General features: G+C 56.5%; 17 protein-coding genes. 14 read left to right on the top strand and 3 right to left on the bottom strand.

Going from position 1 to position 13,086, the window contains the following annotated elements:
- Positions 1-241 precede the first annotated feature (241 nt).
- Together ACO0LO_RS23815 and rfaE2 are read left to right on the top strand one after the other, a co-directional pair.
- Complete coding sequence (locus ACO0LO_RS23815) at positions 242-1,105, top strand: ferritin-like domain-containing protein (protein ID WP_422968072.1); 864 nt, start codon at positions 242-244, stop codon at positions 1,103-1,105.
- Positions 1,106-1,231: 126 nt separating this feature from the next.
- Positions 1,232-1,711 (top strand): D-glycero-beta-D-manno-heptose 1-phosphate adenylyltransferase, encoded by a 480-nt coding sequence (gene rfaE2, locus ACO0LO_RS23820; RefSeq protein WP_422968074.1) that lies wholly within the window; start codon positions 1,232-1,234, stop codon positions 1,709-1,711.
- A 21-nt stretch (positions 1,712-1,732) separates the two neighbouring features.
- Here rfaE2 and trmL read toward each other — a convergent pair whose 3' ends face one another.
- Entirely contained in the window at positions 1,733-2,203 is a 471-nt protein-coding gene (gene trmL, locus ACO0LO_RS23825) for a tRNA (uridine(34)/cytosine(34)/5-carboxymethylaminomethyluridine(34)-2'-O)-methyltransferase TrmL (RefSeq protein ID WP_422968076.1), read from the bottom strand.
- A 28-nt stretch (positions 2,204-2,231) separates the two neighbouring features.
- Positions 2,232-2,945 (bottom strand): phosphoribosyltransferase family protein, encoded by a 714-nt coding sequence (locus ACO0LO_RS23830; RefSeq protein ID WP_422968078.1) that lies wholly within the window; start codon positions 2,943-2,945, stop codon positions 2,232-2,234.
- 151 nt (positions 2,946-3,096) lie between these two features.
- Between ACO0LO_RS23830 and ACO0LO_RS23835 the strand changes: the two genes are divergently transcribed.
- The 8 genes from ACO0LO_RS23835 (at position 3,097) to ACO0LO_RS23870 (ending at position 9,369) form a co-directional block, all read left to right on the top strand.
- On the top strand, positions 3,097-4,014 hold the full coding sequence (locus ACO0LO_RS23835) for a methyltransferase domain-containing protein (protein WP_422968080.1): 918 nt from the start codon (positions 3,097-3,099) through the stop codon (positions 4,012-4,014).
- Between the two features lie 171 nt (positions 4,015-4,185).
- A complete protein-coding gene (locus ACO0LO_RS23840; RefSeq protein ID WP_422968081.1) occupies positions 4,186-4,629 on the top strand; it encodes a DUF2244 domain-containing protein in 444 nt (147 codons plus the stop codon).
- A gap of 29 nt (positions 4,630-4,658) precedes the next feature.
- Entirely contained in the window at positions 4,659-5,840 is a 1,182-nt protein-coding gene (gene coxB, locus ACO0LO_RS23845; RefSeq protein ID WP_422968083.1) for a cytochrome c oxidase subunit II, read from the top strand.
- A gap of 19 nt (positions 5,841-5,859) precedes the next feature.
- On the top strand, positions 5,860-7,455 hold the full coding sequence (gene ctaD / locus ACO0LO_RS23850; protein WP_422968085.1) for a cytochrome c oxidase subunit I: 1,596 nt from the start codon (positions 5,860-5,862) through the stop codon (positions 7,453-7,455).
- 40 nt (positions 7,456-7,495) lie between these two features.
- Positions 7,496-7,600: a cytochrome oxidase small assembly protein gene (locus ACO0LO_RS23855; RefSeq protein ID WP_422968087.1), complete on the top strand. Its 105-nt coding sequence runs from the start codon at positions 7,496-7,498 to the stop codon at positions 7,598-7,600.
- Positions 7,601-7,609: 9 nt separating this feature from the next.
- The gene (locus ACO0LO_RS23860; RefSeq protein WP_422968088.1) at positions 7,610-8,209 is read left to right on the top strand and encodes a cytochrome c oxidase assembly protein; all 600 of its coding nucleotides are present in this window, start codon (positions 7,610-7,612) and stop codon (positions 8,207-8,209) included.
- Entirely contained in the window at positions 8,209-8,424 is a 216-nt protein-coding gene (locus tag ACO0LO_RS23865) for a DUF2970 domain-containing protein (protein ID WP_394779012.1), read from the top strand. Before ACO0LO_RS23860 ends, ACO0LO_RS23865 begins: the two co-directional genes overlap by 1 nt.
- 84 nt (positions 8,425-8,508) lie before the next feature.
- A complete protein-coding gene (locus tag ACO0LO_RS23870) occupies positions 8,509-9,369 on the top strand; it encodes a cytochrome c oxidase subunit 3 (protein WP_422968090.1) in 861 nt (286 codons plus the stop codon).
- A 146-nt stretch (positions 9,370-9,515) separates the two neighbouring features.
- On the opposite strand, the gene ACO0LO_RS23875 is transcribed toward ACO0LO_RS23870, so the two are convergent.
- Complete coding sequence (locus ACO0LO_RS23875; RefSeq protein WP_394779010.1) at positions 9,516-9,722, bottom strand: twin transmembrane helix small protein; 207 nt, start codon at positions 9,720-9,722, stop codon at positions 9,516-9,518.
- 78 nt (positions 9,723-9,800) lie between these two features.
- Between ACO0LO_RS23875 and ACO0LO_RS23880 the strand changes: the two genes are divergently transcribed.
- The 4 genes from ACO0LO_RS23880 to cyoE are packed head-to-tail and all read left to right on the top strand — an operon-like array spanning position 9,801 to position 13,082.
- Entirely contained in the window at positions 9,801-10,520 is a 720-nt protein-coding gene (locus tag ACO0LO_RS23880) for an SURF1 family protein (RefSeq protein ID WP_422968093.1), read from the top strand.
- The gene (locus ACO0LO_RS23885) at positions 10,501-11,091 is read left to right on the top strand and encodes an SCO family protein (protein WP_422968095.1); all 591 of its coding nucleotides are present in this window, start codon (positions 10,501-10,503) and stop codon (positions 11,089-11,091) included. The genes ACO0LO_RS23880 and ACO0LO_RS23885 overlap by 20 nt, the downstream gene beginning before the upstream one ends.
- A 6-nt stretch (positions 11,092-11,097) precedes the next feature.
- On the top strand, positions 11,098-12,159 hold the full coding sequence (locus ACO0LO_RS23890) for a COX15/CtaA family protein (protein WP_422968097.1): 1,062 nt from the start codon (positions 11,098-11,100) through the stop codon (positions 12,157-12,159).
- Positions 12,160-12,197: 38 nt separating this feature from the next.
- A complete protein-coding gene (cyoE, locus tag ACO0LO_RS23895) occupies positions 12,198-13,082 on the top strand; it encodes a heme o synthase (protein ID WP_422968099.1) in 885 nt (294 codons plus the stop codon).
- Positions 13,083-13,086: the final 4 nt, after the last annotated feature.

Raw genomic sequence — 13,086 nt, forward strand, 5'->3', positions numbered from 1 at the left:
CATGGTCTATCTCCGTGTAGAGGGGTTGAATCCGATAGCCGAATGGTAGCGTAATATTAAATATGCTGTTGGACGGCTATAAACTACTTTACAAAATTCCCTGAATTATCAATTTGATATTCATAATCCGGGAAAAATCTTGAAACGATTCGCATTTATCAAACAAGGTAGTGAAGATGTCACATCTGTCTGCTAAAATTAGATAAGTTACTCTATTTTCTATCTTTGTGTGAAGGTCAACATGCTTTACCCAGAATTGTTTAAATCGCTTGAGCAGGTCCGCTGGAATATGGATACCGATATTCCCTGGGACCAGTACGACGACTCCAAGCTGACCAAGGAGCAGGCTCAAACGATCAAGATGAATGCGATCACCGAGTGGTCTGCATTGCCTGCAACAGAAATGTTTCTGCGCGACAACCGCGGCGACAGCGATTTTTCTGCTTTCATGTCGATCTGGTTCTTCGAAGAACAAAAACATTCACTGGTGCTGATGGAGTATCTACGCCGCTTCCACCCTGAGCTGGTGCCGACCGAGGAAGAGTTGCACAATGTGCGTTTCGAGTTCGACCCCGCGCCGCCGTTGGAAACACTGATGCTGCACTTCTGCGGCGAAATCCGGCTGAACCACTGGTACCGCTGCGCGTCCGACTGGCATACCGAACCCGTCATCAAGCAAATCTACAAGATCATCAGCCAGGATGAGGCACGCCACGGCGGCGCCTATCTGCGCTACATGAAAAAATCTTTGTCGGAAGTGGGCGACACCGCGCGCGCTGCATTCGCCAAGATAGGCGTGTTGATGGCGTCCGCCCGCCGCACCGAAAAGCCGCTGCACCCGACCAACCTGCATGTGAACCAGGCGCTGTTCCCCAACGATACGATACAGAGCCGTCTGCCGGACCCGGCCTGGCTGGAACGCTGGCTGGATGGCCAGATCAATTTTGACGGCAACTGGGAAAAGAAAGTCGTGGATCGTATCTTGCACAATATGTCGCTGCTGTTCGAGCGCACTTTTGAGTCGGTGCAGGACTTGAACCGTTATCGCAAGGAAATTACGCAGCGTATTGCCGCCAGTGCCGCCGCAGCTGCGAATGCGGTATAGATCGCGGACATACATCCCTACATAGTCGCGGCACAAATCGCGACATAAACAATATGCAGCGCAGACGCGCTGCAGTCTCATATAAAATGGCCGCTCTTCGTGGCCATTTTTATTTCATCACACCCTATGCCGAATTTCGAAACCAAAATGACCAACAGTAAGGAACTCGCCAGCCGCGTGGCGGGGCTGCCCAAGCCGGTGGTGATGACCAACGGGGTATTCGATATCCTGCATCGCGGCCACGTCAGCTACCTGGCGCAGGCCAAGGCGCTGGGAGGCTCGCTGGTGGTCGCGGTCAACACCGATGCGTCCGTCAGACGGCTGGGTAAGGGCGACGACCGTCCCGTCAATGCCTGCGAAGACCGCATGGCTGTGCTGGCTGCGCTGGAGTCGGTTAGCCTGGTGGTGGAGTTTGCCGAAGATACTGCGCTGGAAGCGGTGCAACTGGCGCACCCCGACATCTACGTCAAGGGCGGCGATTACGACATGGCAGCCATTCCTGAGGGGCAGGCGGTACTGGCTTATGGCGGCAAGGTGGCTGCGATAGAGTTTGTGCATGACCGCTCGACCAGCAAGCTGCTGGCCAAGGTCAGGCTCAGTAAATAAGGTGGCAAGTCAGGTAGTCATTCAGGCGCCGCCGGCAAAGCCGTTCTGGCGCCAGGCTTCATACACGACTACCGCCACCGTATTGGACAGGTTCAGGCTGCGATTGTCCGGCCGCATCGGCAGGCGTATGCGCTGTGCTGCCGGAAAAGATTCGCGTAGCTCCGGCGCCAGGCCGCGGGTCTCGGCGCCGAACACAAACACATCGCCGGGTTTGAATTCCACCTGCGCAAACGGCGCGGAGCCGTGTGTGGTCATTGCAAACATGCGGCCGGCATCAGGCTGCTCCTGCGCCAGGTAGGCCTGCCAGTTCTTATGCACCTTCATCGTCGCATAGTCGTGGTAGTCCAGGCCGGCGCGCTTCATCTTGGAATCGTCCAGTGGGAAGCCCAGTGGTTCTATCAAGTGCAGCTGCACGCCGGTGTTGGCACACAGGCGGATGATGTTGCCGGTATTGGGCGGGATCTCCGGTTCGACCAGGACTACATGAAACAAGCTATTCTCCTTGTAAGCTCTTTACTGATTAATGGGGCAAGGTGCGCGCAAACACGTAGTTGCTGACCCTGGCGGCACCGAAGCGTTTCAGCATCGCCGCGATTTCATTCAGCGTGGTGCCGGTGGTCATCACGTCGTCCACGATGCCTATGTGCCGGCCCTTGATCCTGTCCAGCATGGCAGGCGCCAGCATGAAGGCATTGCGCACGTTCTTTTGCCTGTCGTCCGGATGCAGACCGCTTTGCTGCGCGGTTTCTCGGCTGCGGTTGAGCAAAAGCGGCTCCAGCGAGATGCCTAGGTGCCGGGCCAGCGGCCTGGCGATTTCCAGTGCCTGGTTGAAGCCGCGCTCCGCCAGCCTGTTTTGCCCCAGCGGCACCATGGTCAGCAGGTCCGGCAAAGGTGTGCCGCGTTGCTCCAGGATGGCGTCGCGCAGCACTGCTGAAAATACCGGCGCCAGCGCCAGGTGATGAGCAAATTTCAGGTTCAGCACCAATTGGTCCAGCGGTGCGGCATAGTTGCAGGCAGCTACCGTGTGGTCGAATGCGGGTGTATCGGTCAGGCAGGCGCCGCATCGGCTGCTGCCTCCGGTATCCTCCCGAGGTAGTGGCAGCGCGCATTGCATACAGCGTGTCAGACGAACGTTCAGGAAAGCCGCGTGGCAGGCAGCGCACACCACGAGCTTGCCATGTTCTCCACATAAGGCGCAGGCAGACGGCAGCAAGGCGGATAGTTGTGCAAACATGTCGGTCTTGATCGCTGGCGGAGCCAGGACTGGTGTTGTAAAAGCCGCGCCATCCTGCGGCCAGGGCGGCAAACGTGTAAACTCTGCGCATTATCGCATCCCGCATGGGCTTGCGCAGCCCAATCAGACTATTCCATCCCCATCCTGCCCCATGTTAAGCGCCCCGATCGATTTAAAAACCGTACGCCAGCTATTTGCAAAACCCGAAAAAATCATCGGTTCTGATTTCCTGCGCCGTGAAATTGCCGGCCGCATGCGCGAAAAGCTGGAGCTGGTGAAGATACAGCCGCAGCGCGTGCTGGATGCCGGCTGCGGCGAAGGCGCCGATATTGTTCATTTGCAAAAAATATATGCGGAGGCGCATGTGATGGGCGCCGACGCATCGCCGCAGATGCTGGCCGCCGCGATGCAAAACCAGAGGGCAGCGGTCAGTTCGGTGGGCCGGCTGCTGGCAAAATGGACGCCGCCGGTCTTGCGCCGCGCGCAGAACGAGGGGCTGGCCTGCGCCGATTTCGCTCGGCTGCCGTTGCCGGCCAATGCGGTGGACCTGGTCTGGTCCAATCTGGCGTTGCACTGGCATCCCCAGCCGGACCTGGTGTTTGCCGAGTGGAGGCGGGTGCTGCGCACCGAGGGCCTGCTGATGTTTTCCTGCTTCGGCCCGGATACGCTGGTGGAGCTGCGCCAGGCCTTCGCCGGTGTCGACCAGTTGCCGCATACGCTGCCCTTCGTGGACATGCACGATTTTGGCGATATGCTGGTCAACGCCGGTTTTTCCACACCGGTGATGGACATGGAAAAAATCACGCTGACCTATGACACTTTGGATAAGCTGGTTACGGATGTGCGTGCCCTGGGCGGAAATCCGCTGCTGACACGGCGCACCGGCTTGCTGGGTCGGCAGGCATGGCGCCGCCTGTGTGATGCATTTGATAAGATGCGTGGTGCTGACAACAGGGTGGCGCTGACTTTTGAAATAGTTTACGGCCATGCATTTCGGCCGGCACCAAAGAAAATTTCTAGCGGGGAATCAATTATTCGCCTTGATTTGCACAAAAAACCGCCGCAGTAACGAGAATTGTTTCAAGAAATGATGCTTTATTTTGATTTATTTTTGTGCAATTTACTGGCGTCACGACAAGTATTCTGCTTGATATAAGCCTACTTTACGTCTTATACTCTCGCAGTTGTGGAAGTCGCCAGCGAATGTCATTGAAATGACTGTCGATCTTGGGTGCGTCGGATGGAATCTCATGAATGGCTGATGAAGCGAAATTGCGCATTGTCACCCAAACAGCTAGCCTTGTTTTACTGTGTACTTTGTAGTGTATCTTTCAGTATTGCCATCATTTTTCTGGTGAATGGCGCATGGCTGGTGCTTTGTTTTTCATTTTTGGAAATGCTGGGTGTCGGTGCCGCATTTCTCATCTACGCGCGTCACGCTGGTGATCGTGAATATGTTTCCCTGACCAGGGAGTGCCTGCTGGTCGTTGTAGTACAGGGAAGCCATGTTCACGAATACAGACTTTATCCACTGTTTGTCAAAGTTGATTTGCCCGATTCGCCCGGAGGACTGGTGGAATTGCGGGCACAGCAGCTTTTGGTCAAGGTGGGGCGGTATTTAATGGTAAGCAGGCGGCGTGAATTTGTGCGGGAATTGCAGAGCGCACTCATGTCGGTTTGTTAAAGAATTCTATTTGGGTTTTTGGGGAAATCATGAAACATGCGAAGCGATTACAATCGTTAGTGCTTGGAGCGTCTCTGCTGGCGACGGGTTTGCCATCTTGGGCGGCTGGCGAAGTCAAGGACATCGTGGGCGGCCCAGCTGTGCTGGAGACTAACCTGCAACCGCCGGTGACGCAGATTGCGCAGCAGATTTATTCGCTGCACAACCTGATGCTGATCATCTGCCTGGTGATTTTCGTCGCCGTATTCGGTGTGATGTTCTACTCGATCTTCAAGCATCGCAAATCCCTGGGCCACAAGGCTGCCAGTTTCCATGAAAGCACTTCGGTCGAGATCGCCTGGACCGTGGTTCCTTTCATCATCGTTATCGGCATGGCATTGCCGGCTACCCGTACCGTGGTGGCGATGAAAGACACGTCCAATGCAGATATCACGATCAAAGCCACCGGCATGCAGTGGAAATGGGGCTATGACTACTTGAAGGGTGACGGCGAAGGCATCTCCTTCCTGTCCACGCTGAAGACCCCAAGGTCGCAGGTTGGCGCACCGGGCGTTGCCCCGACGGAAGCGCGCAGCGACACTTACCTGCTGGAAGTGGACAATGAAGTGCACGTTCCCGTGAACAAGAAGGTGCGCATCATTACTACCGCCAACGACGTTATCCACTCCTGGACCATCCCTGCATTCGGCGTCAAGCAGGATGCGATTCCCGGCTATGTCCGCGATACCTGGTTCAAAGCTGAAAAAGAAGGTACTTACCGCGGCCAGTGCGTGGAACTGTGCGGCAAGGAACATGCGTTCATGCCTATCGTCGTTGTTGTCGAATCCGAAGAAAAATACAAGGCCTGGGTAGATACCAAGAAAAAGGAAATGGCTGCGCTGGCGGACGATCCTAATAAGGTATGGACCATCGACGAGCTGAAACAGCGCGGCGAAAAAGTATTCAACGCCAATTGCGCAGCCTGCCACCAGGCTAATGGCAAGGGCGTGCCCGGCGCCTTCCCTGCCCTGGACGGTTCGCCAATTGTCGCCGGCCCGAAAGCCGACCAGATTCATCTGGTACTGAACGGCAAGGGCGGCATGCCTGCCTGGAAAGCGACATTGTCCGATACCGAGATCGCTGCCGCTATTACCTATACACGTAACAGCTGGTCCAACAAGTCGGCCGAAAATATTGTTCAACCAGCAGAAGTTCTGGCTGCGCGCAAGTAATTGAATTTAGGAGATTGAGATGAGCACAACTGCAGTCGATCACGCACACGATCACTCTCACGACCACGCGCACGACCATCCTCATGGTTTCCGCCGCTGGTTGTTTGCAACAAACCATAAAGACATCGGTAGCCTGTACCTGTGGTTCGCTTTCACCATGCTGCTGTCGGGCGGCGTGCTGGCCTTGATGATACGCAGCGAGCTGTTCCAGCCCGGCCTGCAACTGATGCAGCCGGAGTTCTTCAACCAGCTGACCACGATGCACGGCCTGATCATGGTGTTCGGCGCGATCATGCCGGCGTTCGTCGGCTTTGCCAACTGGATGATCCCGCTGCAAATCGGCGCATCCGATATGGCTTTTGCGCGGATGAACAACTTCTCGTTCTGGCTGATGCCTCCTGCTGCATTGCTGCTGATCGGTTCCTTCTGGGTACCTGGCGGCGCGACCGCTGCCGGCTGGACGCTGTATGCTCCGCTGTCCACACAGATGGGCCCAGGCATGGACATGGCGATTTTTGCGATCCACATCATGGGTGCTTCTTCCATCATGGGTTCGATCAACATCATCACTACCATCCTGAACATGCGCGCTCCCGGCATGACGCTGATGAAGATGCCGATGTTCTGCTGGACATGGCTGATTACTGCCTACCTGCTGATCGCTGTGATGCCGGTTCTGGCTGGCGCCATCACGATGACCCTGACAGACCGTCATTTCGGCACGTCTTTCTTTAATGCTGCCGGCGGCGGCGACCCTGTGATGTACCAGCATATTTTCTGGTTCTTCGGACACCCAGAAGTGTACATCATGATTCTGCCGGCCTTCGGCATCGTCTCCCAGATTGTTCCTGCGTTTGCCCGCAAGCCGCTGTTCGGCTATGCATCGATGGTGTATGCAACGGCATCCATCGCGATCCTGTCCTTCATCGTCTGGGCCCACCACATGTTCACGACAGGCATGCCGGTGACCGCACAGCTGTTCTTCATGTATGCCACGATGCTGATCTCGGTGCCGACCGGCGTGAAAGTGTTCAACTGGATCGCGACCATGTGGAAAGGCTCGATGACGTTTGAAACGCCTATGCTGTTCGCGATCGGCTTCATCTTCGTGTTCACGATGGGTGGCTTCACCGGCCTGATCCTGGCGGTAACGCCGATCGACATCCAGCTGCAGGATACTTATTACGTGGTTGCCCACTTCCACTATGTGCTGGTGGCAGGTTCGCTGTTCGCGCTGTTCGCAGGCTACTACTACTGGGGGCCGAAGTGGACAGGTTTCATGTACAACGAAACCCGCGGCAAGATCCACTTCTGGGGTTCGCTGATCGCTTTCAACGTCACGTTCTTCCCTATGCACTTCCTGGGCCTGGCAGGCATGCCGCGCCGCTACGCTGATTATCCAGCGCAGTTCACGGATTTCAACATGGTTGCAACCATCGGTGCTTTCTGGTTCGGCCTGATGCAGGTGTACTTCATCCTGGCCGTGGTATTGCCATCGATCAAAGGCGGCAAACCTGCGCCGGCCAAACCATGGGACGGCGCTGAAGGCCTGGAATGGACAGTGCCTAGCCCTGCGCCTTTCCATACGTTTGAAGAACCGCCAGTTTTTAAATAATGTTCAAGGCGGACTGCCGAAACGGCAGTCCGTGTAAAAAATGACAAACGGTAAGAAACCCAGCAACATCAGGACCGCGTTGATATTGGCTTCCGTCGCGCTGGTATTTTTTGTCGGCATCATCGTCAAGCAGTCTTTGCATTAAAGGACGGCCATGAGCGAAGAATCCGGTAAACCCGCAGGCGCAAGCAAGCTGAATGTCGTTGTCCTGAAAAAGCTGCTGGTCGTCGCCGTGCTGATGTTTGGCTTCGGTTACGGCCTGGTGCCGGTCTACAAGCAGATATGCGAGCTGACCGGCGTGAATATACTGACCACAAAGGATGACAACGTCCAGCCGGTCGGCAATTCGCAGATCGACAAGAGCCGTGAAGTCACTATAGAGTTTGATGCGAATACGCAGGGTCCGTGGAGGTTCCGTCCCACGGTCAGCAGCATGAAAGTGCACCCTGGCGAAATGTCGACGGTTGTGTATGAGGTCGTCAACAAGCAGTCGTACAAGATGGATGCGCAGGCGATCCCCAGTTTTGCGCCGCAGCAGTCAGCCGCCTTCTTCAAGAAAGTGGAATGCTTCTGCTTCAAGCAGCAGACTTTGGGACCGAATGAAGCCAGGCAGATGCCGGTCGTGTTTTTTGTCGATCCGGCCTTGCCGAAGGATGTAAAGACGATTACCTTGTCCTATACCTTCTTTGAAGTGGGCGGCCAGCCTAAAACGGCAGGCCAGGCAGATGCCAAACCCGCCGGCAAGGAAGGCTGATGGAGGACAACAAGCCGGCAACGCAGCGCAAGATGTCTTTTGGCGCAACGGTCCGGGCGGTGTTGTGGTCCTTCATCGGCATCCGCAAGGGCAAAGATTATGAAAAGGATGTGGGACAACTCAATCCGGTTCATGTCGTCATCGCCGGTGTCATTGGCGCAGCACTGTTTATCACGATATTGATACTGATCGTAAAAAGTGTCGTTGCAAAATAAGGAATACGGCGGTCAGGCCGCAGCCAGACGGCTGTAGTGGAACCGACGTAGAGATTAAGTTTAAATTTGTATCAGGAGATGGAAATGAGTTCTTCACACGCTAAAGTACCTTATTACTTCGTGCCTGGTCCGTCCAGATGGCCGGTGCTGGCTGGCGCGTCCTTGCTGGTCACGATGCTGGGCGCCGCAGGCTGGGTCAATGCCGTACCTGGCGCCAATATCGTCAATATCGTCGGTATTCTGATGACACTGGTCGTGCTGTATTTCTGGTTCGGCGATGCCATCAAGGAATCCGAAGGGGGCCTGTACAGCCCGCGCATCGACGTCTCTTACCGCTGGAGCATGAGCTGGTTCATCTTCTCCGAAGTGATGTTCTTCGGTGCTTTCTTCGGTGCACTGTTTTATGCACGTTCGATCTCCATGCCTTGGTTGGCGGATCTGGACCATAAAGTACTGTGGCCTGATTTCGCCGCTCACTGGGGCAATACCGGCCCAGCCGGCACGATCGAAGCGTTCAAGACCATGGGACCTTTCCCTATCCCTACGATCAATACTGCGCTGCTGCTGACTTCCGGCGTAACGCTGACGATTTCCCACCACGCGCTGCGTGAAGGCCATCGTGCAAAAACGGCTTTCTGGCTGGCTGCAACCATCCTGCTGGGCGCTGTGTTCATGTGTTTCCAGATATTCGAATATCACCACGCTTACACTGAACTGAACCTGAAACTGACTTCCGGCATCTACGGTTCCACCTTCTTCCTGTTGACCGGTTTCCACGGTTTCCATGTGACGATGGGTGCGATCATGCTGGCGGTGGTGCTGCGCCGTTTGCTGAAGGGCCACTTTACGCCCGAGCATCACTTTGCGTTTGAAGGCGCTGCCTGGTACTGGCACTTTGTCGACGTGGTATGGCTGGGCCTGTATGTTGTTGTGTACTGGCTGTAATCGCCAGCATAGCCAGACTAGCTGTTGAATAAGCAAAAAGCCGCACTATGTGCGGCTTTTTCTTGGGTGTTATGACCGCGAAGCGGGTAGGGTCAACGCTTCACAGGAACCCTAAGCTGAAATCCCTGTCTGACTCATTACCGGGTTTAGTGCATGCTGATGCCGGTGGGCTGTATCCAGCCCAGGCGGTTGGCGATCAGGATGAAGATGAACAGGCTGATCGAGAACCCTACGCGGAACGCCAGCGCCTTGACGGTGCGATTGCTCTTGCCCTTGTCTTTCATCAGATACACCAGCGCAGAACCCATGCTGAAGATGATGAGGAAAAAAGCAATGGCGACAATAATTTTCATGATGAGCTATAAATGAAGCCGCAGCATATACTCCGCGGATCAGTACCGGTTAAAGCCATATTGTAATGCGAATCTGCGATGCCCCTTAAATTTCGTGTCCGCCTGATCCCCCTGCTGGCGACTATCGCGCTGGTGGTGCTGGGCGTTTCCCTTGCGCAGTGGCAAACCCGCAGAGCACATCAAAAAGAACAGATAGACCTGCAGATGCACGAGCGAGCGCTGATGGCGCCGCTCAGCCTTGGGGCTGCGCCCGTGCCTGCCGCCGGCATCGTATTCCGGCACGTGCGGCTCAGCGGCCGCTTCGCCGGCAACTGGCCGCTGTATCTGGACAACCGCGCGCTGCACGGCAATGCCGGGTTCTATGTGATGATGCCGTTTAAAATCGAAGGCAGCGACATGCATGTGTTGGTCGCGCGGGGCTGGCAGCCGCGCAACGCGCAGGACAGGAGCAAGATGCCGCCGCTGGCCACGCCGGACGGCGTCGTACAGATAGAAGGCATCGCCCGCGACAGCATAGACCGCGTGATGCAGCTGGGCCAGGCCACACCGATTACCCCCGGCGCTATCGTACAGAACATCACTGCAGCCGACGTGGCGCGGCAATCGCATCTGGCGATGCAGGACATCATAGTGGAGCAGACTTCGGCCTCGCCGGATGGCTTGCAGCGCGACTGGCCCTTGCCGTCGGCCGGTGCCGACAAGCACAGGGCCTACGCATTCCAGTGGTATGCACTATCGCTGATGGCAATTCTTTTTTTTGTAGTAACAGGATATCGTCGTGGAAAAAACAGTCAATAAAACCTCTGGCCGCTGGAAGCTCTTCCTCATCATTATCATCTGTGCATCGCCGCTGGTGTTTTCCTATCTGGCCTATTACGTCATCAAGCCGGAAGGTCGCACCAATTACGGTGCGATCCTGGACCCGCGCCAGTATCCGATGCCCAAGCTGCAATCCTCGCTGCTGGGCGGTGAGCCGAAAGAGCTGGATGCCTATAAAGGCAAATGGATCATGCTGGTTGCCGACGGCGGCGACTGTGCCGAGGCTTGCAAGAAGAAGCTATACGATATGCGCCAGCTGAGGCTGATACAAGGCAAGGAAATGGACAGGATAGAGCGCGTGTGGCTGATCACCGACGACAAACCCATCGATACTGTGCTGATCCGCGAATACGACGGCATGCGCATGCTGCATGCCAAGGCGGAACTGGTCAAGGCCTGGCTGCCGGTCGAGCAGGGCACCGATATCCGCGACCACATCTACATGATAGACCCGCTGGGCAACCTGATGATGCGCTTCCCCAAAGACGCCGATCCCAACAAGATCAAGAAGGACATCATCAAGCTGCTGAAAGCTTCCGCGATAGGCTGATCGCACATGCATATCCTGCAACTCGCCATCACCGGCCTGCTGGTCGCACTGCTGCCCCTGAGCGTCGTATGGGTGTCGGCCGACCAGAACAAATACCGCAAACTGGTGGCGGTGACGCTGTTCCTGACCTTCGACCTGATCATGTTCGGCGCGTTTACCCGGCTGACCGATTCCGGTCTGGGTTGCCCGGACTGGCCGGGCTGCTACGGGGAGGCCAATCCTTTCCAGGCGCATGCGGCGATCAAGGCAGCAGAGGCCATCATGCCTACCGGCCCGGTCAGCGTGCAAAAGGCCTGGATAGAAATGATCCACCGCTATCTGGCGATGGCGGTCGGCGTGCTGATCGTGGCGCAGGTCATTATCGCCTGGCGCGACCGTCTCAGGGGAAAGAAAGTGCTGGGGTCGCCATGGCTGCCGACCGGCCTGTTTTTTTTCGTTTGCCTGCAAGGGGCGTTCGGCGCCTGGACCGTGACGCTGAAGCTGCAGCCGGTGATCGTAACGACCCATCTGCTGCTCGGCATGGGGCTGCTGGGCCTGTTGGCATGGCTGTCGGCGCAGCAGTCGGTGCACCAGCATGTGGCCAATCGCAGTGTTGTGGCGCCGGCCACGATAGCGCTGGCATTGCTTGCAGTGCAGATTGCGCTGGGCGGGTGGGTAAGCACTAACTATGCGGCGCTGGCTTGCCACGACTATCCCCTATGCAGTGGCGCGGTAATACCGGAAATGGATTTCGAACACGGGTTTACGCTATGGCGGCAGCTCGGCCAGAAAGCAAACGGCGAATTCCTGCCCTTCCAGGCGCTGGTGGCTATCCACTGGGTGCACAGGAATTTTGCCTTGCTGGTCATTGCCGTTGTGGCCTGGGCCGCGCTGCGCGCCAGGAAGGTCCGGGGACTGGAAAATCTCGGCAAATGGCTGCTGCTGGTGATCGCAGTGCAATTCCTGTCCGGCGTATCGACGATCTTTTTTTCCTGGCCCCTGCTGATCGCCGTCATACACAATGGCGGCGCCGCATTGCTCCTGCTATTGCTGTGCATGTTAAACTACAGGGCTAGACTCGCTTCTTGAGCCATCCCTTGCCGCTTCTTGCCGTCCTGACCACCTTTATGAGTACTTTGAGCCTACCTGCCAACCGCATCGCCCAGTATCTGGCCCTGACCAAGCCGCGTGTCACGCAGCTGGCTGTATTTTGCGCGGTCATCGGCATGTTCCTGGCAACGCCCGACTTGCCTGACTGGCGCCTCGTGGTCGCGGCTACGGTAGGCATCTGGCTGCTGGCCGGGGCCGCGTTTGCCGTCAACTGCCTGGTCGAGCGAGAGATCGATTCCCGCATGGCCCGCACCGCCCGTCGTCCTATGGCGCAAGGCGAGATCACGGTGCCGCAGACGCTGGTGTTTTCCGGCGTCATCGGCGGCGCCGGCATGTGGGTGCTGTACAACTTCGTCAATCCGCTGACAATGTGGCTGACCTTCGCCACCTTCGTCGGTTATGCGGTGATCTACACCATCATCCTGAAGCCTTCGACGCCGCAGAACATCGTCATCGGGGGCCTGTCCGGTGCGATGCCGCCGGCGCTGGGCTGGGCAGCCATTGCCAATGACGTGCCGATGCAGGCCTGGCTGCTGGTGCTGATCATCTTCATCTGGACGCCGCCGCACTTCTGGGCGCTGGCGATGTACCGCCGCGACGACTATGCAAAATCCGGCCTGCCGATGCTGCCGATCACGCACGGCCTGGAATTTACGCGCTTCCACATCTGGCTGTACACGATCGCCCTGTTTTCGACAACGATGATGCCGTATGCGGTGCACATGAGCGGCCTCATTTACCTCGTCAGCGCGGTGATCCTGGGCGGCATCTTCCTGTGGTATTCATGGCGCATCTACAAGCATTACGACGATATCCTGGCGCGCAAGACCTTTACGTATTCCATCGTCTATCTGTCACTGCTGTTTATCGCGCTGCTGGTAGACCATTACATCAAGCTGTGAAAGC

Source organism: Undibacterium sp. TJN25 (genome assembly GCF_049339885.1).
GTDB lineage: Bacteria > Pseudomonadota > Gammaproteobacteria > Burkholderiales > Burkholderiaceae_D > Undibacterium.

Bases quoted from the DNA above. Each gene is read 5' to 3' on its own strand.
- ACO0LO_RS23815 (WP_422968072.1), top strand. From the start codon at position 242: ATGCTTTACCCAGAATTGTTTAAATCGCTTGAGCAGGTCCGCTGGAAT.
- rfaE2 (WP_422968074.1), top strand. From the start codon at position 1,232: ATGCCGAATTTCGAAACCAAAATGACCAACAGTAAGGAACTCGCCAGC.
- ACO0LO_RS23830 (WP_422968078.1), bottom strand. From the start codon at position 2,945: ATGTTTGCACAACTATCCGCCTTGCTGCCGTCTGCCTGCGCCTTATGT.
- ACO0LO_RS23835 (WP_422968080.1), top strand. From the start codon at position 3,097: ATGTTAAGCGCCCCGATCGATTTAAAAACCGTACGCCAGCTATTTGCA.
- ACO0LO_RS23840 (WP_422968081.1), top strand. From the start codon at position 4,186: ATGGAATCTCATGAATGGCTGATGAAGCGAAATTGCGCATTGTCACCC.
- coxB (WP_422968083.1), top strand. From the start codon at position 4,659: ATGAAACATGCGAAGCGATTACAATCGTTAGTGCTTGGAGCGTCTCTG.
- ctaD (WP_422968085.1), top strand. From the start codon at position 5,860: ATGAGCACAACTGCAGTCGATCACGCACACGATCACTCTCACGACCAC.
- ACO0LO_RS23855 (WP_422968087.1), top strand. From the start codon at position 7,496: ATGACAAACGGTAAGAAACCCAGCAACATCAGGACCGCGTTGATATTG.
- ACO0LO_RS23860 (WP_422968088.1), top strand. From the start codon at position 7,610: ATGAGCGAAGAATCCGGTAAACCCGCAGGCGCAAGCAAGCTGAATGTC.
- ACO0LO_RS23865 (WP_394779012.1), top strand. From the start codon at position 8,209: ATGGAGGACAACAAGCCGGCAACGCAGCGCAAGATGTCTTTTGGCGCA.
- ACO0LO_RS23870 (WP_422968090.1), top strand. From the start codon at position 8,509: ATGAGTTCTTCACACGCTAAAGTACCTTATTACTTCGTGCCTGGTCCG.
- ACO0LO_RS23875 (WP_394779010.1), bottom strand. From the start codon at position 9,722: ATGAAAATTATTGTCGCCATTGCTTTTTTCCTCATCATCTTCAGCATG.
- ACO0LO_RS23880 (WP_422968093.1), top strand. From the start codon at position 9,801: ATGCCCCTTAAATTTCGTGTCCGCCTGATCCCCCTGCTGGCGACTATC.
- ACO0LO_RS23890 (WP_422968097.1), top strand. From the start codon at position 11,098: ATGCATATCCTGCAACTCGCCATCACCGGCCTGCTGGTCGCACTGCTG.
- cyoE (WP_422968099.1), top strand. From the start codon at position 12,198: ATGAGTACTTTGAGCCTACCTGCCAACCGCATCGCCCAGTATCTGGCC.